Raw genomic sequence first — 26723 nt, forward strand, 5'->3', positions numbered from 1 at the left:
ACCCGGCGGCCCGGGGCGCCGGGCGCGCCCGGCGGCTGCTACCGCTCGCCCAAGGTCTCCACCCGCACGGCGCAGGTCTTGAACTCCGGCATGCGGGAGGTGGGGTCGAGGGCGGGGTTGGTGAGGGTGTTGGCGCGGCCCTCGCCGGGCCAGTGGAACGGCATGAAGACCGTGTCGGGGCGGATGGCGGTCGTGATGCGCGCCGGGGCCACGGCCCGGCCCCGGCGGGAGACCACGGCCAGCGGATCGCCCTCCGCCGCGCCGAGCCGCTCGGCCAGCCGCGGGTGCAGTTCCACGAACGGGCCGGGCGCGGCCTCGTTCAGCTCCTCGACCCGCCGGGTCTGGGCGCCCGACTGGTATTGGGCGACCACGCGTCCGGTGGTGAGCAGCACCGGGTACTCGGCGTCCGGTTCCTCGGCCGCGGCCCGGTGCGAGACGGGCACGAAACGGGCCCGGCCGTCCTCCGTGGCGAACCGGTCGAGGAAGAGGCGCGGGGTGCCGGGGTGCGCCTCGGCGGAGGACGCGGCCCCCGCCTCGGCCGTCGGCGCGGGGCAGGGCCAGAACACCCCGTTCTCCTCCGCCAGCCTCCGGTAGGTGATCCCCGAGTAGTCGGCGGCGCCGCCCGCGCTCGCCCGGCGCAGCTCCTCGAAGACCTCCTCGGGATCGGTCGGGAAGCCCTTCTCCACGCCCAGCCGGTCGGCCAGTTCGCGCATGACCTCCAGGTCGCTGCGGACCCCGTCGGGCGGGCTGATCGCCCGCCGCCGCAGCAGCACCCGGCCCTCCAGGTTCGTCGTCGTGCCGGTCTCCTCCGCCCACTGCGTCACCGGCAGCACGACGTCCGCGAGCGCCGCCGTCTCGGACAGCACCACGTCGCACACGGCCAGGAAGTCCAGCGACCTGATCCGGTCCTCGATGTGCGCGGCGCGGGGCGCCGACACCACCGGGTTGGAGCCCATCAGCAGCAGGGACTTGATGTCACCGCCGAGCGCGTCCAGCAGTTCGTAGGCGCTGCGGCCCGGTCCGGGCAGGCTGTCGGGATCCACGCCCCACACCTCGGCGACGTGCCGCCGGGCCTCGGGGTCGGCCAGCTTGCGGTAACCGGGCAGCTGGTCGGCCTTCTGGCCGTGCTCGCGTCCGCCCTGCCCGTTGCCCTGCCCGGTGAGACAGCCGTACCCGGACAGCGGCCGGCCGGCCCGGCCCGTCGCCAGTGTGAGGTTGATCCACGCTCCGACGGTGTCCGTCCCCTTGGACTGCTGCTCGGGGCCGCGCGCGGTGAGCACCATCGCGTGTTCCGGCTCGCAGAACAGCCGTACCGCCTCGCGGAGTTCGGGAACGGACACCCCCGTGATCCGTTCCACGTACTCCGGCCAGTGCGCCATGGCGGCCGCCCGGGCCTCCTCCCAGCCAGCGGTCCGCTCGCGGATGTACTCCTCGTCCGTGCGCCCCTCGGCCACGATCAGGTGCAGCAGGCCGAGGGCCAGGGCCAGATCGGTGCCGGGGCGCGGGGACAGGTGCAGGTCGGCCTGCTCGGCCGTACGGGTGCGGCGCGGATCGATGACGATCAGCGTGCCCCCGTTCTCCTTCAGCTCGGTGAGATAGCGCAGCGCCGGCGGCATGGTCTCCGCGAGGTTGGAGCCCACGAGGACGACGCACCCCGTTTTCGGGATGTCCTCCAGCGGGAACGGCAGCCCGCGGTCGAGCCCGAACGCCTTCATCCCGGCGGCCGCCGCCGAGGACATGCAGAAACGGCCGTTGTAGTCGATCTGCGAGGTGCCGAGCACCACCCGCGCGAACTTGCCGAGCGCGTACGCCTTCTCGTTGGTCAGTCCGCCGCCGCCGAACACACCGCACGCGTCCGGGCCATGCTCCGTACGCGTGCGGGTGAGCTCCTCGGCGATCCGGTCGAGTGCCTCGTCCCAGGAGGCGGGTTCCAGGACGCCCGCCCGCCTGACCAAGGGACCGGTCAGCCTGACCCGGGACGAGAGCACCGCCGGGGCCGTACGGCCCTTGCCGCACAGTGCTCCCCGGTTCACCGGGAAGTCCGCGCGCTCCGTGACCACTACGACCCCTTCGGTCCCGTCCGCACCGGGCGTCAGGTTCATTCCGCACTGCAGGGCGCAGTACGGACAGTGGGTGGGCGTCGCGGAGTTCGGCATACCGCCCAGCGTGCGTCGGACGTGTTACGCGCCGGGGCGCTCCCCGTTACGCGACCGGCACGGCAACCTCCCGGCGCCCGCGGGCCGGGCGTGAGGGCCGGGTTCCGGGGCCCCGCAGGGGTGAACGGACGGCGCGCCGATGTCCCGGTTCTGTCACCGTAGGCGGCGGTACAAGCACTTACCGTCCACGTGTTCGGCCCGTGCGTGCTAAGAACTACAGGCGCCACAGACGACGGGGGTCGTGCCGTGTCACCCCGGGTGGCGTACGTCCTGTCACAGGGCCCGAGCGAGGGCCGTAGGGGGAAGAGGAACCACCGTGAACCGTATGCGTACCACCGTCGCCGTCCTGGGGGCCGCCGGCGCTCTCACCGCCGCTCAGCTGGGCCTCGCCGGTGCCGCGTCCGCCGCGTCCACCGACTCGCGGCCCAGCGTCGGGACGCAGGTCGCCGCGAGCTGCCCGATCAAGATCACCTACCTGAAGAAGTTCTATGTGGACAACAACAACTGGGTGACCAACGGCGGTCTCCGGTTCGGTCTCAAGAACTCCAGCAAGAAGGTGACCTTCAAGGACGTCAGCCTCAAGGTGACCAACACCAAGAGCCTGCGCTTCGGCAGGGCGACGGTCACGACCACGGGCGCCAAGATCACCCAGAAGACCAACCAGATCGTCAAGGTCGCCGCCAAGACCCTGAAGCCCGGCAAGAGCGCCGCCTTCAAGGTCAGCACCCGCATGCTGCGCACCGACCTCTACGAGGTGAAGTTCGCCGTCCACGGCAAGACCACGGACGGCAAGAAGTGGGGCTGCGCCGTGGACCAGGGCACCTGGGGCACCGTCCAGCACTGACGGACCGCGCGCCGGCCCGGCCCGCACCGGCCCCGCGCGCTAACCCGCTGACGCCAGCGCCTTCGAGACCCCCGTTTCCTCAGGACCGAGGAAATGGGGGTCCGGCTCGAACAGCGCGTCCAGGGACGCCTTGCCCGCCGCGAACAGCTCGCGGGTGGCCCCGTAGTACCAGGTCGCGTCGTGCCGGTCCTGCACCCCGACGCCGTACGACTCGACGCCCGCCTCCTCGCACAGCGCGACCGCCCGGCGTATGTGGAAGCCCTGGCTGATCAGCACCGCCCGGTCCACCCCGAAGATCTTCCTGGCGCGGACGCAGGAGTCCCAGGTGTCGAACCCGGCGTAGTCGCTGACGATGCGGTCGTCGGGCACGCCGTGCTCGGTGAGATAGCCGCGCATCGCGTCCGGCTCGTCGTACTCCACACGGCTGTTGTCGCCGGTGACCAGCACCACCTTGATCCGCCCCGACCGGTACAGCTCGGCCGCCGCGTCCAGCCGGCGCGCGAGGTACGGGGACGGCTCGCCCTGCCACAGCCCCGCGCCGAAGACCATCGCGACCTCGGTGCGCGGCACGTCGGCCGTGGTCCGCAGCCGGTCGCCGGCCGCCGTGAACATCCAGGTCGAGGGCAGCAGTGCCAGCACACACAGCAGCATCAGCGCCTGCACGGTCCGCCGCCGGCCCGTCCGCGTACGCGGCAGCCGCACCATCCGCCCGACTCGCCTCACGGCGGCCCACCCCCGTATCCCGGACCCCCGAAGGCGTCCCGCACCGTGTCCTGCTCGTTTGTGTCCTGCTTGTTTCGGACGCGCCCCACCGCGCCCGTCCTTCCGACCAACGAAGACGTCATCCGCTGTGCTCCGGTTCACCGCCCGGCGTGACAAGGTTCACTCGTACGAGGGGAAATGGCAGGTCACGTCGGTTCACACGCCCTCCCTCCGCACGGTGAAGTGCCGGAAAACCCCTGTGACCACCGCGCAACGGGCAGGCAACCTCCTCCCGGCACCATGGACCCATGACGGCGACGACGACCAAGTCGAACGCGGACCTCGACAGTACGGCGCACATCATGAACCTGATCACCGACCAGCTGGCCGCCCAGCTCAGCCGCGTCTCCCGCGACGGAACCCGGCGTCCGGCACCGCCCGCCCTGGTCCTCGTGGCCCACGGCAGCCGTGACCCGCGCGCCCTGGCGACCGTGCGCACCCTCATGGACCGCGTCCGCGAGCAGCGCCCCGGCCTGTCCGTGCGCCTCGGCCACATCGAACTGAACGAGCCCCTGCTCCCCGACACCCTCGCCGCCCTCGGCGACCGGGAGGCGGTCCTCGTGCCCCTGCTCCTCAGCCGCGGCTACCACGTCAAGCGGGACATCCCCGAGACGGCGGCCGCCTCCGGGGCCCGTACCCGCCTCGCCGCCCCCCTCGGCCCGCACCCCCTCCTCGTGGACACCCTGCACGCCCGCCTCGTCGAGGCCGGCTGGCCCGCCCGGACGAGCGCCGCCGCCCGCCGCACCGGCGCCGTGGTGCTCGCCGCCGCCGGCTCCCGCGACCCCGAGGCCGCCGAGGACACCGGCCGCACGGCCCGGCTCCTCGCCGACCGCCTGGGCGTCCCGGTGGTCCCCGCCTACGCCTCCGCCGCGGCCCCCACCGTCGCCGAGGCCGTCCGCGCCCTGACCGCCGCGGGCCGCACCCGCGTCGCGGTGGCCTCCTACTTCACGGCCCCGGGCCGCTTCGCGACGGAATGCGCGAAGGCGGCCCCGTGGATCGCGTCGGCCCCCCTGGGAGCCCACCCGTCCATGGCCACCCTGATCCTGCACCGCTACGACGAGGCACGGACGACCAGGACGAGCCCCCTGCCGGCCCTGGCGACGACCTAGAAGGCGCCTCCGAAGGGGCGCGGGGCCGTATCGAACGAGCGGCTCCGCCGCGTGGGCGCGCGACCCGCCACGACACCCCGCACCCGCCCGACGGCCCACCCCGCCCGACAGCCCGACCCGGCGCACGAGTAGGCACCCATTTGTCACACCCGCCCCGTACTGTCGAATCATGGAAGGCACCACACCCCCCGGCAACGAGACCCCTGCGAACCACGACACCCCGGCCGCCTACGACCCGCCCTCCGCGGAGCGCTACGCCCCCGAGCCCGACAAACGCCCCGGCCGCACCGCCTTCCAGCGCGACCGGGCCCGCGTCCTGCACTCCGCGGCCCTGCGCAGACTCGCCGGCAAGACCCAGGTCGTCACCCCCGGCACCCGCAACCTCGCCTGGGACGCCAGCCCCCGCACCCGGCTGACCCACTCCCTGGAGTGCGCCCAGGTCGGCCGCGAGCTGGGCGCGGCCCTCGGCTGCGACCCGGACCTCGTGGAGGCGGCCTGCCTCTCCCACGACCTCGGCCACCCCCCGTTCGGCCACAACGGCGAACAGGCGCTGAACGAGTTCGCGGAGGACTGCGGCGGCTTCGAGGGCAACGCCCAGTCCCTGCGCCTGCTGACGAGGATCGAACCCAAACGCTTCGTCCCCTCGGACACCACCGGCGACCTCGTCAGCGTCGGCCTCAACCTCACCCGCGCCGCCCTGGACGCGGCCACCAAGTACCCCTGGCCGCGCGGCGCCCACCCCACCGACCCGGCGTCCCCCAAGTTCGGCGTCTACGACGACGACCGTCCGGTGTTCGACTGGGTCCGCAAGGACGCCCCCGGCACCAGCACGACCTTCGAGGCCCAGGTCATGGACTGGTCCGACGACGTGGCGTACTCCGTCCACGACGTCGAGGACGGCCTGCACGCCGGCCACATCGACCCCAACTGCCTGCACGCCGAGCCCGAACGGCAGGCGGTGTTCGAGGTCGCGCGCGGCCGGTACGTCCCCGCCGGCACCGACCCGGCCGAACTCGCGGCGGCCCTCGACCGCCTCCTCGACCAGGAGTGGTGGCCGCACGGCTACGACGGGACGGCCGTCGCCCAGGCCCGCCTGAAGGACGCCACCAGCCAGCTCATCGGCCGCTTCTGCCTCGCCGCCGAGGGCGCCACCCGGCAGGCGTACGGAGGCGGCCCCCTCACCCGGTACGCCGCCGAACTCGTCGTCCCGCACGAGACGCGGCTGGAGTGCGCGGTCCTCAAGGCCGTCGCCGACCGGTACGTGATGCAGCGCGCCGAACAGGAACGGCTCCGCGCCGACCAGCGGATCGTCGTCGCCGAACTGGCCGAGGCGCTCACCGCCCGCGCGCCGGAGGGGCTCGAACCCCAGTTCCGCGCGCTGTTCGACGCGGCCCCGGACGACCGTGCCCGCAAGCGGGTGATCGTCGACCAGATCGCCTCGCTCACCGACGCTTCGGCCCGCTCCCTCCACGTGCGCCTGGCGGGGCACTCCTGAGGAGTTCCGGCCCGGACATCCACAGTGAGATGTTCGGGCCGGACACCTTCCGCGCGAATCGCCGCGAACGCCCCGGGCCGGCGTGTGTGCGGGTGGTTACTCCGCGACCTCGTCGTGGTCGGAGTGGAGGCCGCCGCCGCTGGTGTCGCCGCCCGTGGTGGGCTTGGACGCGACCGGCTCGGCGAGCGAGCTCAGGTCGTGGGTGTAGGTGCCCACCGCGTTGGCGATGACACCGATGTTGATGCCGAACGCCTTCATGCTGATGTTCTTCAGGTTGTCGCACGCGGCGTGGTAGCACGCGTCGTAGGCGACGCCGGCGGTTCCGCCGAACACCGCGGCCTGGTTCGCGGTCTTGATGCCTTCGGCGCCCGTGAAGGTGCCGCCGGAGGGGATACCGACCGCGATGAACGGCCCGTAGTCGGAGCGGCCGGAGAAGTCGGTGCCCTCGTGCGGCTCGCCCTTGGAGTCGAGGAACCGGTTGATGTCACGTTCGAGCTGGGCCGAGCCCTCGGGGCCGGGGCCCGCGCCCACACCGTCCGAGTCGTCGCCGTCGTACACGAACTGGGCGTGGTTCGGAGAGGCGATCATGTCGAAGTTCAGATAGAGCTTGATCTGCTCGCGCTGCTGTTCGGTGAGCCGTTCGACGTACGACTCGGAGCCGACCAGGCCGAGCTCCTCGGCCGACCAGAAGGCGAACTTCACCTTGTTGGGCTGCTGCTTGCCCGGCTTGAGGTTCTCGGCGAGTTCCTCGGCGACCTCGAGGATGCCGGCCGAGCCGGAACCGTTGTCGTTGATGCCGGGGCCCGCGGTGACCGAGTCGAGGTGGGCGCCGACCATCACGGTGCTGTCCGCGTCACCGCCGGGGGTCTCCGCCATGACGTTCTTCGATGTGCGGTTCTCCTGGAGCTGGCGGACCTCGAAGCCGACCGTGACCACGCCCGCCGCGACGTCGGCGGCGAGCGCCTCGCCCTCGGCCTGGCTGAGTCCGGCGGTCGGGATCTTCGCGCTCGCCGGGTCGCCGAGGGTGCCGGCGAGGGCCCCAGCGGTGTTGTTGTAGATGATCGCGCCGACGGCTCCCGCCTCGGAGGCGACGAGCTGCTTCTGCGCGAAGGTGCAGCCGCCTCGCTTGATCAGGGCGATCTTGCCGGTGAAGGCACCGGCCGCGTAGTCACCGGCCTCACAGCCCGAGGTGGCGTCCACCGCGGCGGCCGCCAGCGGGGCCGTGATGCCGCCCACCGGCGTCGACTTGGTGTACGTCATCGCCGCGATGCCGAGACCGCGCGGCGTCGGCGAGAGAACGGACGCCTTCTCCGCGAGGGTCTCGATGTAGGCGAACTCGAACGTGTCGTACGAGACCTTGTAGCCGGCCTTCTTCAGCACCTTGTAGACGTACTCGGCGGACTTGTCGTGGCCCGGCGTACCGGCCGCGCGGTTGCCGCCGTTGGCGTCGGCTATCGCCTGCAGCGCCTTCAGGTGCTTGTACGCGTCTTTCGTGGACGACTCCCTGACCAGCTTCCGGGAGAGCTTCTTGGCGTCCTTGGCCGGCTTGCTGTCGTTGCTGTCGGCGTCGGCCGTTCCGGCGGAGACGATCAGCAGCGGTGCCGCGAGCGCGAGGGCGGCGATGGCCGCGACGGGTCTGCGCGAGCGAGGCGATGCCTTGGGTGATGCGTTCACAGAGGTCCTTCCCCAGGGATGTGCGAACGAGGTGCAAGGGACGCTAGCGAGCCGCAGGGATCATCAGAAGGGTTTTCTTGCAACTCATGTTCGGTTTCGCCGATTTGGCCCCGCATGTTCCTTGCGGGCGGGGCCACTTGGCCGATCCGGTGGCACGGAACCGATCCCTCCGGTGGTGGTCCCTCCTCGGGCTCCTCGTCACGGTTCCTCCCGGCGGGAATCCTCCCCGGATGTGACCCGCTGTGGCCCGATCGGGTCACTCCCTCTTCCCGCATCACGCTCCGTGCGGGACGCTCGCAAGGGCGACATCCGCAAGGTTCATCTGGGGTCCGTCCCCAGACCCCCTGGCAGGAGGCATCAAGTGGTCGACGCGGATCAGACATTCGTCATCGTCGGTGGCGGTCTCGCCGGCGCGAAGGCGGCCGAGACGCTCCGAGCGGAGGGCTTCACCGGCCGCGTGATACTGATCTGCGACGAACGGGACCACCCCTACGAGCGCCCGCCGCTGTCCAAGGGCTACCTCCTCGGCAAGGAGGAGCGCGACAGCGTCTTCGTCCACGAGCCCTCCTGGTACGCGCGCCACGACATCGAGCTGCACCTCGGCCAGACCGTCGACGCGATCGACCGCACGGCCAGGACCGTCCGCTTCGGCGACGACGGCACCCTCGTCCACTACGACAAGCTGCTGATCGCCACCGGCGCCGAACCCCGCCGCCTGGACATCCCGGGCACCGACCTCGCGGGCGTCCACCATCTGCGCCGCCTCGCCCACGCCGAACGCCTCAAGGGCGTCCTCGCCGCCCTCGGCCGGGACAACGGCCACCTCGTCGTCGCCGGCGCCGGCTGGATCGGCCTGGAGGTGGCGGCCGCGGCCCGTGAGTACGGCGCGGAGGTCACCGTCGTGGAACCGGAACCCACCCCGCTGCACGGTGTGCTCGGCCCCGAGCTGGGCAACCTCTTCGCCGAGCTGCACCGCGAGCGCGGCGTCCGCTTCCACTTCGGCGCGCGACTCACCGAGATCGTCGGCCAGGACGGCATGGTCCTCGCGGCCCGCACCGACACGGGGGAGGAGCACCCGGCCCACGACGTCCTCGCGGCCATCGGCGCCGCCCCGCGCATCGGTCTCGCCGAAGCGGCCGGTCTGGAGATCGCCGACCGCGCGCACGGCGGCGGCATCGTCGTCGACGCGGGGCTCCGCACGTCCGATCCCGCCGTCTACGCAGCCGGTGACGTCGTCTCCTTCCCGCACGCCCTGTTCGACACCCGGCTGCGGGTGGAGCACTGGGCCAACGCGCTCAACGGCGGACCGGCCGCCGCACGCTCGATGCTCGGGCAGGACGTCACGTACGACCGGGTGCCGTACTTCTTCTCGGACCAGTACGACATGGGGATGGAGTACTCGGGGTGGGCGCCGCCCGGGTCGTACGACCAGGTGGTGATCCGGGGGGACGCGGGGAAGCGCGAGTTCATCGCGTTCTGGCTGAAGGAGGGGCGGGTGCTGGCCGGGATGAACGTGAACGTGTGGGATGTCACCGACCCGATCCAGCAGCTGATCAGAATCCGGGCGCGGGTGGACGACGAGGCGCTGTCGAATCCCCAGGTGCCCCTGGAGAGTCTGGTCGCCTAGCGCCCGCCGGGTGTGCGGTGCGGGGCGACCGCGGGCCGTCGAGGGACGGTCGCGCGGTTCCCCGCGCCGCTTCGGCAGCACAGCCCTGTCAGCGGGTCACCGTAGAATCTCCGCGTGGCAGGACGGATCAACGACGAGGACGTGAAGGCGGTTCGGGACGCGGTCCCGATCGACGCCGTGGTGTCCGAGTACCTCCAGCTGCGCAACGCGGGCGGCGGAAACCTGAAGGGCCTGTGCCCCTTCCACGACGAGAAGTCGCCGTCGTTCCAGGTCAGCCCCAGCAAGGGGCTCTTCCACTGCTTCGGCTGCCAGGAGGGCGGCGACACCATCACCTTCGTGATGAAGGTGGACCACCTCTCCTTCTCCGAGGCGGTCGAGCGCCTCGCCGGCCAGGCCGGCATCACCCTGCGCTACGAGGAGGGCGGGTACAACCCCACCCACCAGCGCGGTGAGCGCATCCGCCTGGTCGAGGCCCACAAGCTCGCCGCCGAGTGGTACGCGCAGCAGCTCGCCACCAGCCCCGAGGCCGACACCGGCCGGATCTTCCTCGCCGAGCGCGGCTTCGACCAGGCCGCCGCCGTCCACTTCGGCGTCGGCTACAGCCCCCAGGGCTGGGACCACCTCACCCGCTTCCTGCGCGGCAAGGGCTTCGCCGACAAGGAACTGCTGCTGTCCGGGCTGTCCCAGGAGGGCCGCCGGGGCCCGATCGACCGCTTCCGGGGCCGTCTGATGTGGCCCATCCGCGACATCGGCGGCGACGTGGTCGGCTTCGGCGCCCGCAAGCTCTACGAGTCGGACAACGGACCGAAGTACCTGAACACGCCGGACACCGCGATCTACCGCAAGTCCCAGGTCCTCTACGGCATCGACCTCGCCAAGAAGGACATCGCCAAGGCCAGCCGGGCCGTCGTGGTCGAGGGCTACACCGACGTCATGGCCTGCCACCTCGCCGGGGTCACCACGGCCATCGCCACCTGCGGCACGGCCTTCGGCGGCGACCACATCAAGATCCTGCGCCGGCTCCTCATGGACAACGGCTCGGCCCGCGTGATCTTCACCTTCGACGGCGACGCGGCCGGCCAGAAGGCCGCCCTGCGCGCCTTCGAGGACGACCAGAAGTTCGCCGCCGAGACGTACATCGCGATCGCCCCGGACGGCATGGACCCCTGCGAACTGCGCCTGGCCAAGGGCGACGACGCGGTGGTCGAACTGACCGAACCCCGCACCCCGCTCTTCGAGTTCGCGCTCCGCCAGATCGTGGCCCGCTACGACCTGGAGACCCCGGCGGGCCGCGCGGCCGCCCTCGACGAGGCGGCGCCCGTGGTGGCCCGCATCAAGAACAGCGGCGCGCAGCACGAGGTCGCCGTGCAGCTCGCCGGCATGCTCGGCATCCTCGACACCCAGTTCGTCGTCAAGCGCGTCGCCCAGCTGGCCCGCTGGGCCCGCGACCGGGGCGGCCAGGGCCCCGCACCCGCCGCCCGGCACACGGCCCAGCCGTACGAGTCCACCGCCCGGCCCCCCTCCGGCCCGGCCCTCACCCTGCGCAACCCGGTCTTCGCCACCGAGCGCGAACTCCTCAAACTCGCCCTCCAGCGCCCGGAGCTGGTCGCCCCCGCCTTCGACGCCTACGGGGTCGACGAGTTCACCGCCGCCCCGTACGCGGCCGTCCGCGTGGCGATCATCGAGGCCGGCGGGGTCGAGTACGGCGCCGAGGACCCCCAGGAGTACCTGGTCCGGGTCCGCGAGGCGGCGCCGGACGACACCGTGCGGGCCATGGTGACCGAGCTGGCGGTCGAGGCGATCATGCGCAAGAAGGTCGACGAGGTGTACGCGGGCGACCAGCTCGTCACCGTACGCCGCCGGGCCGTGGAGCGCCGGGTGCGCGACGTCCAGGGCAGCCTGGCCCGCGCGACCGCCCAGGGCGACCCCGCCCAGCTGGCCGCCGTGCAGAACGAGTTGTGGGTGCTGCAGCAGTACGACCAGGCGTTGCGGGAGCGGGGCGCGGAGGCGCTCTGAGCCCTGCCGGCACGCGCCCCGGGCCGGGCACGTCCCCGCAGCACATGCCAATCCGCGCCGGAGCCACCCCCGCCCGTCCGGCCCGCGAGCGGCGTACGGCCCTCCCAGCAGCGCACTCCTACGGCACGGTAACCGTGCGGTCACGCACCGGACGCAAAAAGTCACCGCACGCCCCTCGTTTCGGCTGTGTGTCGTACTCCACACTGGGTTCCGGTGCCTGAGTCCTCGGAGCGCGGCCGACCCGTCCCCCATGGGTCCGAGATCCCCGCGGTTCCGCTCGATGAGTTAGGGATGGACGGCGGAGAGGCCGCCCGCGCCATCCCAGACGTACCGCTGCCGCACGCCCGGGCAGCGACATTCCTGGAGGTCGCCCCCGTGCAGACCCAGACCCTCGTACAGAACGACACCGGTACGGCCATCGGTACCGGCGGCGCGGAGCCGGACCCGGAGACCGATGTGATCACCGCGGTGCCCGCCCAGAGCCGCGCCGCGCACCACCCCGAGGCGACCCCGGACGACCCGCCCGGGCCCGACGGGCCGCCGTCCGCCGGGCCGGAGGCCGTCGGGCCGGCCGACCCCTCCGAGCCGGAGCCGGTCGAACTGCCGCGCGTGCGTCCGGACACCAGCGGCCCGTCCTCGGACCTGTTCCGCCAGTACCTGCGCGAGATCGGCCGCATCCCCCTCCTGACGGCCGTGGAGGAGGTGGAGCTGGCCCGCCGCGTCGAGGCCGGCCTCTTCGCCGAGGAGCGGCTCGGCACCGCCTCCGGCCTCGACACCCGGCTCGCCCTCGACCTCGACCGGCTCGTCGTCATGGGCCGCATGGCCAAACGCCGCCTCATCGAGGCGAACCTGCGGCTGGTCGTGTCGGTGGCCAAGCGGTACGTCGGCCGCGGCCTGACCATGCTCGACCTGGTCCAGGAGGGGAACCTGGGCCTCATCCGGGCCGTCGAGAAGTTCGACTACGCCCGCGGCTACAAGTTCTCGACGTACGCGACCTGGTGGATCCGCCAGGCCATGTCCCGTGCCCTCGCCGACCAGGCCCGCACGATCCGCGTCCCCGTCCACGTCGTCGAGCTGATCAACCGGGTCGTGCGTGTGCAGCGCCGCATGCTCCAGGAACGCGGGTACGAGCCCACGCCGGACGAGGTGGCCGCCCACCTCGACCTCGCCCCCGAGCGCGTCAGCGAGGTGCTGCGCCTCGCCCAGGAACCGGTCTCCCTGCACGCCCCCGTGGGCGAGGAGGACGACGTGGCCCTGGGCGACCTCATCGAGGACGGCGACGCGGCGAGCCCCGTGGAGTCGGCGGCGTTCCTGCTGCTGCGGGAACACCTCGAAGCGGTCCTCTCCACCCTCGGCGAACGCGAACGCAAGGTGGTCCAGCTCCGCTACGGCCTCGCCGACGGCCGCCCCCGCACGCTGGAGGAGATAGGCCGCATCTTCGGCGTCACCCGGGAACGGATACGCCAGATCGAGTCCAAGACCCTCAACAAACTCCGTGACCACGCCTTCGCGGACCAGCTGCGGGGTTACCTGGACTGAGGGGACGCGTTGTCGGGCGCGTGCCCTTCAGGGCGCGGGGAACTGCGCGACCAGCCCCCACCCACCCGCACCCGACAACGCACCCCCTCGACCCACCCCTCAGTCCACCTCGGCCACCGCCTCCGCGAACTGCGCCTTGTACAGCCGCGCGTACGCCCCGTCCGCCGCCAGCAACTCCTCGTGCGCCCCCTGCTCCACGATGGCCCCGTTCTCCATCACCAGGATCGTGTCCGCGTCCCGGATCGTCGACAGCCGGTGCGCGATCACGAACGAGGTCCGCCCGTGCGCCAACTTGGCCATCGCCTTCTGGATCAACACCTCCGTACGCGTGTCCACCGAGGACGTCGCCTCGTCCAGCACCAGGATCACCGGGTCCGACAGGAACGCCCGGGCGATCGTGATGAGCTGCTTCTCACCCGCGCTCACCCCGGACCCCTCGTCGTCGATCACGGTGTCGTACCCGTCCGGCAACGTCCGCACGAACCGGTCCGCGTGCGCGGCCCGGGCCGCCTCCTCGATCTCCCCCCGCGTCACCTTCCGCGACGCGGACGCCCCGTACGCGATGTTCTCCGCGATGGTCCCGCCGAACAGCCAGGTGTCCTGGAGCACCATCCCTATCCCGTCCCGCAGTTCGTCCCGCGACATGGACGCGATGTCGACGCCGTCGAGCGTGATCCGCCCCCCGGTGACCTCGTAGAACCGCATCAACAGGTTGACGAGCGTGGTCTTCCCCGCGCCCGTCGGCCCCACGATCGCGACCGTGTGCCCCGGCTCGACCGCCAGCGACAGATCCTCGATCAGCGGCTTGTCGGCCTCGTACCGGAAGGAGACGTTCTCCAGCGCGACCCGCCCCCGCAGCTCCTCCGGCCGCACGCCGGGCACCGCGTCGGCCTCCTGCTCCCCCGCGTCGAGCAGTTCGAAGATCCGCTCGGCCGAGGCGACGCCGGACTGCACCAGGTTCGCCATCGAGGCGACCTGCGTCAGCGGCATCGAGAACTGCCGCGAGTACTGGATGAACGCCTGCACGTCACCGATGGACAGGGCACCCGTGGCCACCCGCAGTCCGCCCACCACCGCGACGAGCACGTAGTTGATGTTCGACACGAAGAACATCAGCGGCTGCATGATCCCGCTGTTGAACTGGGCCTTGAACCCGGCCTCGTACAGCCGCTCGTTCTCCTCGGCGAACTGCTTCGCCGACTCCTCCTGCCGCCCGAACACCTTCACGAGCGTGTGCCCGGTGTACATCTCCTCGATGTGCGCGTTGAGCTTGCCCGTCACCCGCCACTGCGCCACGAAGTGCGGCTGAGACCGCTTGCCGACCCGCGTGGCCACCAGGAACGACACCGGCACGGTCACCAGCGCGACCAGCGCCAGCAGCGGCGACACCCAGAACATCATCACCAGCACGCCGATGATCGTGAGCAGCGAGTTGACCAGCTGCCCCATCGACTGCTGGAGCGTCTGGCCGATGTTGTCGAGGTCGTTGGTCGCCCGGCTCAGCACCTCACCGCGCTGCCGCCGGTCGAAGTACGCCAGCGGCAGTCGCGACAGCTTCGCCTGCAGCTCCTCGCGCATGTGGTAGACGGTCCGGTTGATCGCCCGGTTGGAGAGCCGGGTCGCCGCCGCCATCAGCAGCCCCGCGACCAGGAAGATGCCGAGGGCAACCAGCAGCACCGTGCCGACGGCGTCGAAATCGATGCCCTTGCCGGGCGTGAAGTCCGTGCCCGACAGCATGTCGGCGACCGCGCCGTCCCCGCGCTCGCGCATGGAGGCCAGCACCTCGGCCTTCGTCGCGCCCGCCGGCATCTCCCGCCCGACGACCCCCGCGAAGACGAGGTCGGTCGCCCGGCCCAGAATGTAGGGCCCCAGCACCGACAGACCGACGCTGAGCACCGCGCACACGATCATCGCGTACATGGTGAAGCGCTCGGGCCTGAACTGCGCCAGCAGCCGTTTCCCGGACCCCTTGAAGTCCATGGAGTGCTGATCGGGGGCCCCGGCCCCCGCCATCCGTGCCAACGGCCCGGCCATCAGGCTGCCTCCGCTTCCGTGAGCTGGGAGAGGACGATCTCCCGGTACGTCTCGTTGTCCGCCATCAGCTCGTGGTGGCGTCCGGTGCCGACGACCCGGCCCTCGTCGAGGACCACGATCCGGTCGGCGTCCCGGATGGTCGCCACCCGCTGGGCCACGATCACCACGGTCGCGTCGGCGGTCTCCCGCCCCAGCGCCGCGCGCAGGGCGGCGTCGGTCGCGTAGTCCAGCGCGGAGAAGGAGTCGTCGAACAGATAGATCTCGGGCCGCTGCACCAGCGTCCGCGCGATCGCGAGCCGCTGCCGCTGCCCGCCGGACACGTTCGTCCCGCCCTGTGCGATGGGGGAGTCCAGCCCGTTCTCCAGCCGCTCCACGAACTCCCTGGCCTGCGCCACCTCCAGCGCGTGCCACAACTCCTCGTCGGTGGCGTCGGGATTGCCGTACCGCAGGTTCGTCGCCACGGTCCCCGAGAACAGGTACGGCTTCTGCGGCACCAGCCCCACGGTCCTGGCCAGCAGCTGCGGATCGAGCGTCCGTACGTCGACGCCGTCCACCAGCACCTCGCCCTCGGTGACGTCGAACAGCCGGGGCACCAGCCCGAGCAGCGTCGACTTCCCGCTGCCCGTCGACCCGATGACGGCGGTCGTCTCACCGGGCCGGGCGACGACCTCGATCGACCGGAGCACCGGCTCCTCGGCACCCGGATAGCGGAAGCCCGCGCCCCGCACCTCAAGGAACCCGTGCCTGCGCAGCTCCCGGACGGGCGCGACCGGCGGCACCACACTGGTGTCGGTGTCGAGCACCTCCTGGATGCGCTCGGCGCACACCTCCGCGCGCGGCATCATCATGAACATGAAGGTGGCCATCATCACGGCCATCACGATCTGCATCAGATAGGCGAGGAACGCGGTGAGCGCGCCGATCTCCATCCCGCCGCTGTCGATGCGATGGGCACCGAACCACACCACCGCGATCGACGACAGGTTGATGACGGTCATCACGATCGGGAACATCAGCGCGAGCATCCGCCCGGTACCGAGGGACACCTCCGTCAGCTCGGCGTTCGCCTTCCGGAACCGGTCCTTCTCGTAGTCGTCCCGCACGAACGCGCGGATCACCCGGTTGCCGGTGATCTGCTCCCGCAGCACCCGGTTCACGGTGTCCAGCCGCTCCTGCATGGCACGGAACAGGGGGCGCAGCCGCCGCACGATCAGGCTGACCGAGATGCCGAGCACCGGTACGACGGCGAGCAGTACCCCCGACAGCGGCACGTCCAGCCCGAGCGCCAGCACGATGCCGCCGACGCACATGATCGGCGCCGACACCACCAGCGTGAACGTCATGAGCACCAGCATCTGCACCTGCTGGACGTCGTTCGTCGTCCGCGTGATCAGCGACGGGGCCCCGAAGTGACCGACCTCACGCGCCGAGAACGACTGGACCCGGTCGAACACGGCCGCCCGGATGTCCCGGCCGACCGCCGAGGCGGTGCGGGCGCCGTAGTACACGGCCCCGATGTTGCAGACGACCTGCACCAGCGAGATGCCGACCATCAGCGCGCCGAAGGACAGGATGTAGCCCGTGTCCCCCTCCACCACGCCCTTGTCGATGATGTCCGCGTTCAGTGTGGGCAGGTAGAGCGTGGCGCACGTCTGCACGAACTGCAGCAGCACCAGCAGGGTGATCGGTGTCCGGTAAGGACGGAGATGACTTCTCAGCAATCGTATGAGCACGCGAGATCTCTCGGGGTCGAGGAAGGGGTTCGGGACGCACCACCCCCCATCGTCGGACACTCCCCCCGCGTTACCTCAACCGAATTAACCCGACGGTGAAGCCTTGACGCTTTGATGACCGAACCGCGCGGAGGCCGCGGGCCACCGCCGAGCCCACGTCCGCAGGCCCTGAACGCCCCGGGATCAGGCCCTGAACGCCCCGGGGTGGGTCTGCTCGCGCACCGCCACGTACTGCTGCCGCACCGCCTGCCCCACCGCCAACTCGTCCCCGGGATCCAGCACCTGGGCCGCCGCTCCCGGCCACATCGGTGGTGTACGCGGATCGAGCGCCCCCTGCGAGACCCCGAGCGCCCAGGCGGCCTGACGGGCGGCGCCCACCGCCGCGTAGTCCGCCGGCTGCGGCACCACCACCTGCACCCCGAACAGCGCCGGCGCCGCCGCCTGCACCGCCGGCAGTTCCGCCGCCGCGCCCAGCAGGAAGATCCGCCGTACGTCGACACCCCGGCCGCGCAGCACGTCCAGCGCGTCCGCGAGACCGCACAGCATGCCCTCGAACGCGGCCCGCGCGAAGTGCTCCGGCTTCATCGACTCCCGCCGCAGCCCGGCCAGCGTCCCCGCCGTGTGCGGCAGATTCGGCGTCCGCTCACCCTCCAGGTACGGCAGCATCACCAGCCCGTGCGCCCCCGGCGTCGACTTCATCGCCAGATCGGACAGCGCCTCCAGGTCGGGCACGCCCAGCAGCTCGGTGGCCCCGCGCAGCGTCCGTACGGCGTTGAGCGTGGTGACGACCGGCAGATGCATCCCCGTGGCGTCGGCCAGCGAGGTGATCATCCCGGAGGAGTCGACGAGCGCCTGCGTGTGCACGGCCATGACGGACCCGGAGGCACCCAGCGACACGACCGCGTCCCCGAGCCCGATGCCTAGCCCGAACGCGGCGGCCATGGTCTCCCCGGTGCCGGCGGAGATGAGGAGCCCCTCCGGCGTCGTACCGGCGGCGTCCGAAGGGCCCAGCACCTCGGGAAGCATCACCTGATGCCCGAGCGCCATCTCGACCAGATCGGTCCGGTACTGCCCGGTCGCCGCGTTCCAGTACCCCGTCCCGGACGCCCCACCGCGGTCGGTGGTCCTCCTGACCGGCCGCCCCAGCAACTGCCAGACCAGCCAGTCGTGCGCCTGCAGCAGGACGGCCGTCCGCATCGCGGCGTCCGGTTCCGTACGGCTCATCCAGCGCAGCTTCGTCACCGGCTGCGCCGCCCCCGGCACACAGCCGACGGCCTCCGCCCACGCGCCGCGCCCGCCGAGCGCGTCGACGAGGTCGGCCGCCGCGACCTGGGTCCGCTTGTCGCCGCCGACCATCGCCGGGCGCACGCTGTTGCCCTGGGCGTCCAGCGCGATCAGCCCGTTCTGCTGGGACGAGACCCCGATCGCCTGCACCCCCTCCAGCAGCCCGCCGCCGGCCGCCTCGCCCAGGGACAGCAGCCAGGCCTGCGGGTCGACGTCCGCCGGACGCCCCCCGTGCTCCGCCGGCTCCAACGGGTGCGGGGCATAGCCCTGCCTGAGCACGGCCCCTGTGTCCGAGTCACAGACGACAATGCGCGTAAAATCGGGCGAACTGTCCAGCCCGGCGACTATCCCCATGGCAGAAATTCTGCCGCACCGGAAGGGGTGGGGGCGCCGCGAGCCGGTCCGGCCGACTCGATCCGGTCCCTAGGTATTGCTCGTTCCCCAGTCGTCCGCGGCGGAGCCGTTGGCGTTGCGTTCACGCAGCGAGCGCACCCGCTCGGCGACCAGGTCCGGGACACGGTCCCCGACCTTCTCGCTGACCACGTGGTACGCCTTGCCCGCGTAGACGCGCCCCTGCTGGGCGGCCGACTCGGCGGTGTTGCGCACCGCGGGGTTCTGCGCGACCTGGCGCGCGGACTTCTTCAACTGCTCGTAGCGTTCGCGTCCGGCCTTGGTGCCCAGTACGTAGCCCAGGGCCAGTCCGGCAAAGAACGTGAGCCGATAGCGCATGGCGGCCACCCTTCCCTTACGTCTGCGTCGGTCCCTTGCGTGCCCTGCGCGGGCGACGGGCGCGGGGGATACCGATTGGCGGAGCACCCCCCTGCTTGCGCTAATGTATGTGTCGCAGCGAGCGCACGCCCCCTGGCGAATACCCAGGGAGGTACGTTCGATGCAGCGAGGCAATCCTCCGTAGCTCAATTGGCAGAGCAGCCGGCTGTTAACCGGCAGGTTACTGGTTCGAGTCCAGTCGGGGGAGCTTCGATCTTCCGTAGCTCAATTGGCAGAGCAGCCGGCTGTTAACCGGCAGGTTACTGGTTCGAGTCCAGTCGGGAGAGCAGTGAGGAAGGACCCCGTCGGGGTCCTTTTTCATGTCCGGGGGAACCGCGTGCGCGCCGCCGAAGTCCTCAAGGTCAAGAAGCGCATGCGAAGGCCGACCATCCGAAGCAGGAGATCGTATGAGCGGCTATGCTGCGGCAGACGGCGCGCACACATGTACGCGACACGCCGTACGGGGCGGTAGCTCAGCCGGTTAGAGCAGCGGACTCATAATCCGTCGGCCGTGGGTTCGAGTCCCACCCGCCCCACTTCAGCAGGGCTTTGACCTGCGGAAACGTTCAATTTGTCCTGTCGGGTCGTCAACTTCGCCTGAACGGACTGGATCCGCTGCTCGTGGGTTTGGAACCGGGTAGTGGTCGGAGGCGTCGTAACCCTCTGACCTGCGGCGGAGTAGATGGTCCAGGTTGTCGCTCGGCGTCCGGGTTGCTGCCTTGAGGCCGATGACGAAACCCAGGGGCTGTACAGGGGCCGGGGCGGCACAGCAGGGTCCTGGCCGACGGTGTCTCTGACGCGGTTCGCTGTCTGGATTCACCTGTCGTGGGGGCGGGGGATCGATCCACATCCCCTCGCGGCCGGTCGGACACCGGTCCGGCGTCGAGGCCGGTGCGGATGCCGGTACGTCCGGTTCGCGGTCCGCAGGTTGGGGAACTGCCCGAAGAGGAAACGGCTCTGCGGACATGGGCGTCAGTGGTGAGCCGATCATCTGTGTGAGGACACCGTGGATGAGTGAGTCCTCAAGCCGTGTCCGGTCAGATCTGGAGCCGGAAGAGGACGAAGCGACGCGTCTCGCCGGCCTCGTGCAGCTCTTCGGGCGTGGGTTTGCGGTCTCCGGGCAGACCGACCATCTTCGCCTCGCGCGGTGACTTCCGGTGGGCGAACTCGGCGAGCAGCTCGGTGATCGCGGTGTGGTCCTCGATCACGGTGGGCACCGCCTCGTAGTCCCGTCCGTGGATGCGCAGGTGGACGGTGGGGCCGATGCGCAGGTTGGGGATCCAGTTGCTGTGCGAGAACGTGCTGGCCAGGACCGTGCCGGGGTCCCAGTCGAAGTAGCCGACGGGGATGGTGATGCGGCGTCCGGACTTGCGGCCGGTGTAGGTCAGCAGCATCAGGAATCTGCTGAGGATCCCGTGCAGGCGCGAGGCGAGAAGGGGGCGGACGAGACGGTTGGCCGCCCGGATCAACCCGACCGGGGGCGCTTGGCGGGGGTGGTGTCGCCTTGGCTCATGGCGGGCTCCTGAGGGGATGTCTGGTGGCGTTGAGTGCCCGGGTCGGGGGCGGTGGGCCGCGAGGGACCCACCGCGACGGTGTGTGACAGGTATGCGCTCGCCCCGGGAGAACTCTTCGACGAGTTGGTCCTGGTCGGCGGTGGCGGCCGCCTGTTCCGGGGTCTGCCGGGCGGGGTCGGTGAAGCGGGCCGAGATGCCGGCCGCTCTCAGGTGCGGTACTTGCGAGGCCCCAGGTCGCGGCGGGCGGCGCCGCTCGTCCAGGCGTCCCGGAGGGAGGTGGCCTCGGACTGGATTTCTGCCTTCATGGCACTCGCCTCCAATACTTACGGTTGGTGCGTAGCGCCATCATGGGCCAGCATGGAGGGCGGTACAAAAGGAACACCCGTGTCCGCAACCGAAGGGGAAGGTCCGCAATGGAGGCCGTAGCAGCTCACGAGAATGCCGCCGCGCCGGACGGGTCGGCACTCCCCGCGGCCTGCACCGCGGTCCCGGTCGAGCATGCGGACTTCATCCGCCAGGTCCTGGAGAGGATCGGCGACAAGTGGACCCTGATGGTGATCGGGAGCCTCCAGGGCGGCGGCGTGATGCGCTACAAGGAGCTGCAGAGCTACATCCCCGGCATCTCCCAGCGCATGCTCTCGCGCACCCTGGCCCAGCTCCACCACGACGGCCTGGTCTCCAGGACCGCCTACGCCGAGGTTCCGCCGCGCGTGGAGTACGCGCTCACTCCCCTGGGCGCCAGCCTCAACGACATCGTGGTCTCCATGATCGGCTGGGCCGCCGATCACCATGACGAGATCCGCCGGAACCGAGAGCGTTCAGCTATGTGACCCCCCTGACCGGTCGGAATCCGCGGTCGAGGCGGCGGGCCGCTCAAGTCGCTGTCGCGTCGTCGAAGCGCACCCACCCGTCGGACATCAGGGTGCGGCGGCAGCGTGGACCCGGTGCTCGTCACATCCCTGATCACGGGAGACGCCGGGGATCTCGCGTCACAGGATCGCGGTAGCACAGGGGACCGCCCCCCCGGACGGAGCCCACCAGCATGCTCCTGTCACCGACCTGGTCCGGTGTCTGCCGGATGAAGTCCCTTCACTCGGCGGGGATGGCGGCCCGGCTCCCGGCCGCATCCGGTCGGTCTGCGGCTTCCAAGGCACACATCCACGTCCCGTACGGACACCGATGTTCCTTTTGTACGGCCTTCCGTGCTGGTCCATCATGGCGCTGCAAGAGGCGTCCCTCGCCGACGCACGCGAGCAGGCCCGGTATCTGGCCGGGAGGAATGGCGGACGCACCGCCGCGTGAATCGATCGCCCACACGACCGTCCGTCAGGTGTGGCCGGGACCTCACGCCCGCTCCAGTCCGAACGCAAAGGGATTCCCCGTCATGAAACTGCTCGTGCTTGGACGCAGTACCGGTTCTGTCCGGTCATCCGGAGGAGAAGATCGATGAGCAAGCCCTCAGTATTGATCGTCGGCGCTGGTGCCGTAGGGATGGCGGTTGGCTACCACCTGAGCCTGGCCGGTGCTGACATCACCTTCCTCGTCCGTCCTGGACGAAAGGCCGTGTTCGCGGCCCCGCAACAGCTCTATTCGTACGACGACGCCGCACTCAAGACGTTTGCCGGCTACACCGTCGTCGAAGGCGTCGACGAACTGGTAGAGCCGCGGTTCCAGTTTGTCGTTGTCACGCTCGACGGCCATGTCAGCCGCTCGGCCGAAGGCACGGCCCTGCTGCGCGCGCTCGGCGACGTGATCCGTGGCACCGACGCGACGGTGATCATGTGTGGAATCGGCAAAGGGCTGCGTGAGCACTACCTGGACGTCATGCGGATTGCCGACGATCAGTTGCTGGCCGGGATGCTCGCCATGCTCAGTCATCAGGCCGACGCCGACCTGCCCGTCCACGCACCGACAGATCCGGCAATGGTTGCCAAGGCCAGCGTCTGCTACAGGCATCCGGCGAACAAGGTCGGTTTCCGCGTCGGAGCCAGCAACAAGGCGGCTGCGAAGAAGTTCGCCGCGCTCTACGACCTCAACGGCGTCTCGCGCTGCACCGCGGGGAACGCGTTCCTGGTCAACAGTGCCAGTGCCTTCTTCCCGATGTTCTCGGCGTGCGAGATCGCCGGCTGGCCCGACGACTTCGCCACCGTGGTGGCGGACAAGGAACTCTGGCGCCTGGCGTGCCGAGCGCAGGGCGAGATCATGTCGCTGCCTCAGAACGGCTTGCTCGGCAAAGTGATGGCCGCGGTTCTGGGCCCGCGCCTGACGGCATCAGTGAATCTCAAGGTGGCACGGGAGGTTGGGCCGCTGGACTACATGGCGTTCAGTCGCTTCCAGCACGGTGACAAGGTTCGCGTCCAGGACGTCGAATCCATGCGCACCGACTTGGCCGACGGCCGGCGCCAGGGTCGACGGATGTCTGCCCTACAGGAATTGCTGGCGCGGCTCGAGGCGCATGAAGCGGCCAGCCACGCCAACATGCCGAGCTAGGGTCACCCGAACGCGGATACATCCACCCAACGGTCGGTAGGGGGCCTCCGGGATCGTCGGCGCGCGGGTGCCGCTTAAAACTGCTCATCCTCAGAGTGAAGGAGTGGGAAGGTCTGCTCAACGACGTAGCGGAACTGGCTCTTGCGACGTGTCAGCACTGTGAGGACTGTAACCCCTCCCAATATGCCACCAGTGGTGTATGCTACTCGTGTAATAATTGCAGATGGGGACGCGAATGGCTTGGCAGATCGTCGTGGTTGAGCCGGCTCTTTCGTGGCTTCACGACCTGCGCCGTACCGACCGCGACACTCTGATCCAGGTCAGCCAGGCTGTCACCGCCCTCCAGGAGGAAGGCCCCGCGCTGGGTCGACCTCTGGTGGACACGATCAAGGGCTCGGCCCTGTCGAATCTCAAGGAGCTCCGCCCCGGCTCGGCAGGGGCCACGGAAGTGCGGTTGTTGTTCGTGTTCGACCCGGACCGCCAGGCCGTGATCCTGGTCGGCGGTGACAAGGCGGGCAACTGGTCCGGCTGGTACCGCGTCGCGGTGCCCCAGGCGGAGCAGGCGTACGCGGAGCATCTGAAGCGAATCGATGGAGAGGACGGGGAACGATGACTGATCACCTCAAGGACCCGCAGGCCGTCTCCTGGGGAGACCTGGCCGGGGACTTCGCCTTCACCGACGCCGAAAAGAACCAGATCCAGAAGGGGGCGCAGGCGATGGTCCTGGCCTCCCGTGTGCACCGCCTCGCCGAGTTGCGGAAGCGGCAGCACACCACACAGGTCCAGGTGGCCGAAGCCATGGGCGTCACCCAGGCCCGTGTCTCGCGCATCGAGAAGGGCCAGCTGGAGCGCAGCGAGGTCGACACTCTCGCCGCCTACGTCAAGGCGCTCGGCGGCAAGTTGAAGATCGTCGCTGACTTCGGTGATGAGAGCTACGTCCTCGGCTGATCCGATGGAAACGCCGTGCCCCAGGTCTGCCCGCAGGGGTGGAGCGTCACCTCGTTGGTAAGCCAATCCGTTGCGCGTGGGTTCGAGGCGCACTCCCGAGCTGCGGTGATCGTCTCGGAAGCTGGTTGGGCTTGTCCTTCCGGGACGAGTTCTGGACGCTGGTTGGTCACAAGGATCGGAAAAGACTGACAAGGGCCGAGAAGGGTTGGGGTGCCAAACCGCCCCTGACCTGGGAAAACGGCCAGGACGAGCATGGATCGACAAGGGCCGCCAAGATCCTCGAAGGACTCATAATCCGTCGGCCGTGGGTTCGAGTCCCACCCGCCCCACCTTTGCAGGTCTCTGACCTGCGGAAACGTTCAATTTGTCCTGTCGGGTCGTCAGCTTTGCCTGAACGGACTGCGCGGGTGCCGCGTTCCGGTGTTCGGGCGGAATGCTGTGGGTGGCGTGTACGACGCTTTGGCGCTGGATTCCGGACGCCGGCTGGACGCGAGGAATCAGAAGCGCTGCCCGGTGACCATCGACAGTCGGCTCGGTCGGGTCGGCGGGTGGGTGCGGGGGACCGTCTGACTGAGGGGCGAGTCGGGGCGCGAAACGGCCCGTACTGGAGGCGGCCCGGAAGGGGTCGGCAGGCATGGCGGGACGGGCCGGCCTGAGTGGCCGCTGCCGCTGAGGCGCGACGTGATCCGCTGTCCGGGCGCCGGGCGTCCAGGGGCTTGCCGAGTTCGGACGCAGTTCGGCACCACTCCTCCGCCGACGTCCTCGTTCACCCCGGGAACGCGACGTCCTGGCGCAGGTGGCACTGGGCTGCGGCAACGCCGAAGCCGGTCGCAAGCTTTCGCTGCCGCCCGAAACGGGGGTGGCCGCCCGCACGCTGATAGACGTTGCCTCCTCAGGGTGGGGGTAGTGGCCCCGCGGGCCGATGGGCACCCAGTCGTCGCCCGAGGACCTGCCTCACCGCCACCCGCACCGGTCGTCCCGCGACCGACCCGTGCGTTTGTCAGGAGCCCGCAGCCACGCGCACGGTCAGATGCCTGTGCAGCGAGGCAGGCCGTGCCCTTCTCAGGGGTGGCGCGGGCGAGGCAGCAAGGCGAACGCGCTCTCCGCAATCGAGGTCAGGCGGTCGGGGTCGTGGCCGTACGCGCCCACGACGTCGCTCCCGCGGATGATCGTCAGCAGTAGGTACGCGAGGTCGTCGGGATCCGCGTCGGGGTCGATGTCGCCGTTGCGCTGTGCCGCTTGCACGCATTCGGCCACCGCCGCCCGGACCACGGAGAAGCAGTCGTTGGCCAGGCGTTTCACCTCGGGGTCGGAGGCGCCGATCTCCAGGGCCATCTTGGCGGCGAAGCAGGCCGCCCCCGCCCGGTCGGAGGCGGGGGGTACGTCCGCGGCGAGTGGTACCCCGTGGACGGCGCGGAGCAAGTACTGGTGCAGTCGTTCCAGGGCGCCCTCGTCAGGCCCGGCGAGCATCTTGCGCGGACCCTGCGCCAGCCGGGCGAAGTAGCCGGCCATCGCCTCCAGCAGCACGCCGTGCTTGCCGTCGAACGCGCCGTAGAGACTGCCGCGGCCCAGGCCGGTGGCGGCACTGATGTCGTCGACGCTCGTGCCGTTGTAGCCCGAGGTGCGGAACTGCCGCTCGGCGGCATGGAGGACGTGGTCGCGGTCGAAGCTTCGTGGTCTCGCCATACGAAGACCGTAAAGCCGACCCACCCTTCTTGACAACTCAGTACAGAACTGCCTAGGTTTCGGACTGTTCAGTAAACAACCGTCCTGAGCTCGCCGGACAGGCTTGGTTCGGGCTTGCAGGACCGGTGCCGACCGAGTCGGCCTGAGCGCAGGCGGCCCCGCGCAGCGCCCGGCGAAGTCATGATCACAACCGAAGGAAACCGAAGGAACCACCATGCAGACAGCTCACCGAGTGGCCCTCGTGACGGGCGCCTCCTCCGGGATCGGGCGGGCGGCGGCGCTCGCCCTCGTGGGCGTCGGCTTCGCGGTGGTCGGCACGAGCCGCAACGCGGCGAAGGCCGAGCCGCTCGCCGGGGTGACGTTCCTCGATCTCGACGTGGCCGGCGACGAGTCGGTCCGCTCCCTGGTCGGGGAGGTGATCGATCGGTTCGGTCGGATCGACGTCCTGGTCAACAACGCGGGCGTGGGCGCGGTCGGCGCCGGCGAGGAGAGCTCGACCAGCCAGGCCAAGGAGGTCTTCGACATCAACGTCTTCGGCGTGATGCGGATGACCAACGCAGTGTTGCCCCTCATGCGCGCCCAGGGCGGTGGCCGCGTGGTCAATGTCTCCTCGGTACTGGGTCTGATCCCAGCCCCCTTCATGTCCGTCTACGCCGCCGCCAAGCATGCGGTCGAGGGCTACTCCGAGTCCGTCGATCATGAACTGCGCGAGCACGGCGTCCGGATGCTGCTGGTCGAGCCGGCCTACACGAAGACGAGTTTCGAGGCGAGCAGCATGGCCCCCGACTCGCCCCTGCCGGTCTACGCCGCACAGCGGGAGGTCTCCCGAGACGTGCTGGCCACGGCCGTGCGCAACGCCGACGCCCCGGACATTGTCGCGAAGGCGATCGTCGCGGCCGCCACCGATTCGAAGCCCAAGCTCCGGTACACCGCCGGCTCGATGGCCAAACGCGTCAGCGTCCTGCGCCGGATCGTGCCCTCGCGCGCCTTCGACAGACAGATCCGCAAGCTCAACCGACTGGCCGGCTGACCCCGCAGTACGGG

General features: G+C 70.4%; 20 protein-coding genes and 3 tRNA genes. 14 read left to right on the forward strand and 9 right to left on the reverse strand.

Annotated features, from left to right (window positions below; all coding sequences use genetic code 11):
- Positions 1–38 precede the first annotated feature (38 nt).
- A complete protein-coding gene (locus SCAB_RS29825; protein WP_013003820.1) occupies positions 39–2156 on the reverse strand; it encodes a molybdopterin oxidoreductase family protein in 2118 nt (705 codons plus the stop codon).
- A 316-nt stretch (positions 2157–2472) separates the two neighbouring features.
- On the opposite strand from SCAB_RS29825, the gene SCAB_RS29830 reads away from it, so the two are divergent.
- On the forward strand, positions 2473–3000 hold the full coding sequence (locus SCAB_RS29830) for a hypothetical protein (RefSeq protein ID WP_013003821.1): 528 nt from the start codon (positions 2473–2475) through the stop codon (positions 2998–3000).
- A 39-nt stretch (positions 3001–3039) separates the two neighbouring features.
- On the opposite strand, the gene SCAB_RS29835 is transcribed toward SCAB_RS29830, so the two are convergent.
- Positions 3040–3705, reverse strand: coding sequence for a SanA/YdcF family protein (locus tag SCAB_RS29835; RefSeq protein ID WP_013003822.1), 666 nt, complete (start codon positions 3703–3705; stop codon positions 3040–3042).
- A gap of 305 nt (positions 3706–4010) precedes the next feature.
- Between SCAB_RS29835 and SCAB_RS29840 the strand changes: the two genes are divergently transcribed.
- Positions 4011–4871, forward strand: a complete 861-nt coding sequence (locus SCAB_RS29840) for a sirohydrochlorin chelatase (protein ID WP_013003823.1) — start codon at positions 4011–4013, stop codon at positions 4869–4871.
- Between the two features lie 169 nt (positions 4872–5040).
- Positions 5041–6366: a deoxyguanosinetriphosphate triphosphohydrolase gene (locus SCAB_RS29845; protein ID WP_013003824.1), complete on the forward strand. Its 1326-nt coding sequence runs from the start codon at positions 5041–5043 to the stop codon at positions 6364–6366.
- 96 nt (positions 6367–6462) lie between these two features.
- Here the strand turns inward: SCAB_RS29845 and SCAB_RS29850 are convergent, their stop codons facing one another.
- Positions 6463–8040, reverse strand: a complete 1578-nt coding sequence (locus tag SCAB_RS29850; protein ID WP_013003825.1) for a M28 family metallopeptidase — start codon at positions 8038–8040, stop codon at positions 6463–6465.
- A 361-nt stretch (positions 8041–8401) separates the two neighbouring features.
- Between SCAB_RS29850 and SCAB_RS29855 the strand changes: the two genes are divergently transcribed.
- The 3 genes from SCAB_RS29855 (at position 8402) to SCAB_RS29865 (ending at position 13222) form a co-directional block, all read left to right on the forward strand.
- Positions 8402–9667, forward strand: coding sequence for an NAD(P)/FAD-dependent oxidoreductase (locus SCAB_RS29855; RefSeq protein WP_013003826.1), 1266 nt, complete (start codon positions 8402–8404; stop codon positions 9665–9667).
- A gap of 114 nt (positions 9668–9781) precedes the next feature.
- On the forward strand, positions 9782–11683 hold the full coding sequence (gene dnaG, locus SCAB_RS29860; protein WP_013003827.1) for a DNA primase: 1902 nt from the start codon (positions 9782–9784) through the stop codon (positions 11681–11683).
- A gap of 213 nt (positions 11684–11896) precedes the next feature.
- A complete protein-coding gene (locus SCAB_RS29865; protein WP_037726464.1) occupies positions 11897–13222 on the forward strand; it encodes an RNA polymerase sigma factor in 1326 nt (441 codons plus the stop codon).
- A gap of 99 nt (positions 13223–13321) precedes the next feature.
- Here SCAB_RS29865 and SCAB_RS29870 read toward each other — a convergent pair whose 3' ends face one another.
- From SCAB_RS29870 to SCAB_RS29885, 4 genes are all read right to left on the reverse strand, one after another.
- Complete coding sequence (locus SCAB_RS29870) at positions 13322–15256, reverse strand: ABC transporter ATP-binding protein (RefSeq protein WP_013003829.1); 1935 nt, start codon at positions 15254–15256, stop codon at positions 13322–13324.
- Positions 15256–16989, reverse strand: coding sequence for an ABC transporter ATP-binding protein (locus tag SCAB_RS29875; RefSeq protein ID WP_013003830.1), 1734 nt, complete (start codon positions 16987–16989; stop codon positions 15256–15258). The genes SCAB_RS29870 and SCAB_RS29875 overlap by 1 nt, the downstream gene beginning before the upstream one ends.
- Positions 16990–17172: 183 nt before the next feature.
- Positions 17173–18627: an FGGY family carbohydrate kinase gene (locus SCAB_RS29880; RefSeq protein WP_013003831.1), complete on the reverse strand. Its 1455-nt coding sequence runs from the start codon at positions 18625–18627 to the stop codon at positions 17173–17175.
- Between the two features lie 69 nt (positions 18628–18696).
- On the reverse strand, positions 18697–19002 hold the full coding sequence (locus SCAB_RS29885; RefSeq protein WP_037726468.1) for a hypothetical protein: 306 nt from the start codon (positions 19000–19002) through the stop codon (positions 18697–18699).
- Positions 19003–19176: 174 nt separating this feature from the next.
- On the opposite strand from SCAB_RS29885, the gene SCAB_RS29890 reads away from it, so the two are divergent.
- From SCAB_RS29890 to SCAB_RS29900, 3 genes are all read left to right on the forward strand, one after another.
- Positions 19177–19249, forward strand: a tRNA-Asn gene (locus SCAB_RS29890).
- A gap of 6 nt (positions 19250–19255) precedes the next feature.
- Positions 19256–19328 (forward strand) — tRNA-Asn (locus SCAB_RS29895).
- Positions 19329–19503: 175 nt separating this feature from the next.
- Positions 19504–19577: transfer RNA gene (locus tag SCAB_RS29900), tRNA-Ile, on the forward strand.
- Between the two features lie 501 nt (positions 19578–20078).
- Here the strand turns inward: SCAB_RS29900 and SCAB_RS29905 are convergent.
- Positions 20079–20435, reverse strand: a complete 357-nt coding sequence (locus SCAB_RS29905; RefSeq protein ID WP_078580356.1) for a nitroreductase/quinone reductase family protein — start codon at positions 20433–20435, stop codon at positions 20079–20081.
- Between the two features lie 533 nt (positions 20436–20968).
- Here SCAB_RS29905 and SCAB_RS29910 point away from each other — a divergent pair.
- The 4 genes from SCAB_RS29910 (at position 20969) to SCAB_RS29925 (ending at position 23993) form a co-directional block, all read left to right on the forward strand.
- Complete coding sequence (locus tag SCAB_RS29910) at positions 20969–21385, forward strand: winged helix-turn-helix transcriptional regulator (RefSeq protein WP_013003835.1); 417 nt, start codon at positions 20969–20971, stop codon at positions 21383–21385.
- A 616-nt stretch (positions 21386–22001) separates the two neighbouring features.
- Complete coding sequence (locus SCAB_RS29915; RefSeq protein ID WP_013003837.1) at positions 22002–23045, forward strand: ketopantoate reductase family protein; 1044 nt, start codon at positions 22002–22004, stop codon at positions 23043–23045.
- A gap of 235 nt (positions 23046–23280) precedes the next feature.
- Entirely contained in the window at positions 23281–23658 is a 378-nt protein-coding gene (locus tag SCAB_RS29920) for a type II toxin-antitoxin system RelE/ParE family toxin (protein ID WP_049875791.1), read from the forward strand.
- Positions 23655–23993 (forward strand): XRE family transcriptional regulator, encoded by a 339-nt coding sequence (locus tag SCAB_RS29925; RefSeq protein ID WP_013003839.1) that lies wholly within the window; start codon positions 23655–23657, stop codon positions 23991–23993. The genes SCAB_RS29920 and SCAB_RS29925 overlap by 4 nt, the downstream gene beginning before the upstream one ends.
- Positions 23994–25055: 1062 nt before the next feature.
- Here the strand turns inward: SCAB_RS29925 and SCAB_RS29930 are convergent.
- The gene (locus SCAB_RS29930; protein WP_013003841.1) at positions 25056–25679 is read right to left on the reverse strand and encodes a TetR/AcrR family transcriptional regulator; all 624 of its coding nucleotides are present in this window, start codon (positions 25677–25679) and stop codon (positions 25056–25058) included.
- Positions 25680–25893: 214 nt separating this feature from the next.
- Between SCAB_RS29930 and SCAB_RS29935 the strand changes: the two genes are divergently transcribed.
- A complete protein-coding gene (locus tag SCAB_RS29935) occupies positions 25894–26709 on the forward strand; it encodes an oxidoreductase (protein ID WP_013003842.1) in 816 nt (271 codons plus the stop codon).
- The last annotated feature ends 14 nt before the right edge of the window (positions 26710–26723 follow it).

Source organism: Streptomyces scabiei 87.22, assembly GCF_000091305.1.
In the GTDB taxonomy this organism is placed as follows: Bacteria; Actinomycetota; Actinomycetes; order Streptomycetales; family Streptomycetaceae; genus Streptomyces; species Streptomyces scabiei.

Bases quoted from the DNA above. Each gene is read 5' to 3' on its own strand.
- SCAB_RS29825 (WP_013003820.1), bottom strand. From the start codon at position 2,156: ATGCCGAACTCCGCGACGCCCACCCACTGTCCGTACTGCGCCCTGCAG.
- SCAB_RS29835 (WP_013003822.1), bottom strand. From the start codon at position 3,705: ATGGTGCGGCTGCCGCGTACGCGGACGGGCCGGCGGCGGACCGTGCAG.
- SCAB_RS29840 (WP_013003823.1), top strand. From the start codon at position 4,011: ATGACGGCGACGACGACCAAGTCGAACGCGGACCTCGACAGTACGGCG.
- SCAB_RS29845 (WP_013003824.1), top strand. From the start codon at position 5,041: ATGGAAGGCACCACACCCCCCGGCAACGAGACCCCTGCGAACCACGAC.
- SCAB_RS29870 (WP_013003829.1), bottom strand. From the start codon at position 15,256: ATGGCCGGGCCGTTGGCACGGATGGCGGGGGCCGGGGCCCCCGATCAG.
- SCAB_RS29880 (WP_013003831.1), bottom strand. From the start codon at position 18,627: ATGGGGATAGTCGCCGGGCTGGACAGTTCGCCCGATTTTACGCGCATT.
- SCAB_RS29885 (WP_037726468.1), bottom strand. From the start codon at position 19,002: ATGCGCTATCGGCTCACGTTCTTTGCCGGACTGGCCCTGGGCTACGTA.
- SCAB_RS29905 (WP_078580356.1), bottom strand. From the start codon at position 20,435: ATGCTGCTGACCTACACCGGCCGCAAGTCCGGACGCCGCATCACCATC.
- SCAB_RS29910 (WP_013003835.1), top strand. From the start codon at position 20,969: ATGGAGGCCGTAGCAGCTCACGAGAATGCCGCCGCGCCGGACGGGTCG.
- SCAB_RS29915 (WP_013003837.1), top strand. From the start codon at position 22,002: ATGAGCAAGCCCTCAGTATTGATCGTCGGCGCTGGTGCCGTAGGGATG.
- SCAB_RS29920 (WP_049875791.1), top strand. From the start codon at position 23,281: ATGGCTTGGCAGATCGTCGTGGTTGAGCCGGCTCTTTCGTGGCTTCAC.
- SCAB_RS29925 (WP_013003839.1), top strand. From the start codon at position 23,655: ATGACTGATCACCTCAAGGACCCGCAGGCCGTCTCCTGGGGAGACCTG.
- SCAB_RS29930 (WP_013003841.1), bottom strand. From the start codon at position 25,679: ATGGCGAGACCACGAAGCTTCGACCGCGACCACGTCCTCCATGCCGCC.
- SCAB_RS29935 (WP_013003842.1), top strand. From the start codon at position 25,894: ATGCAGACAGCTCACCGAGTGGCCCTCGTGACGGGCGCCTCCTCCGGG.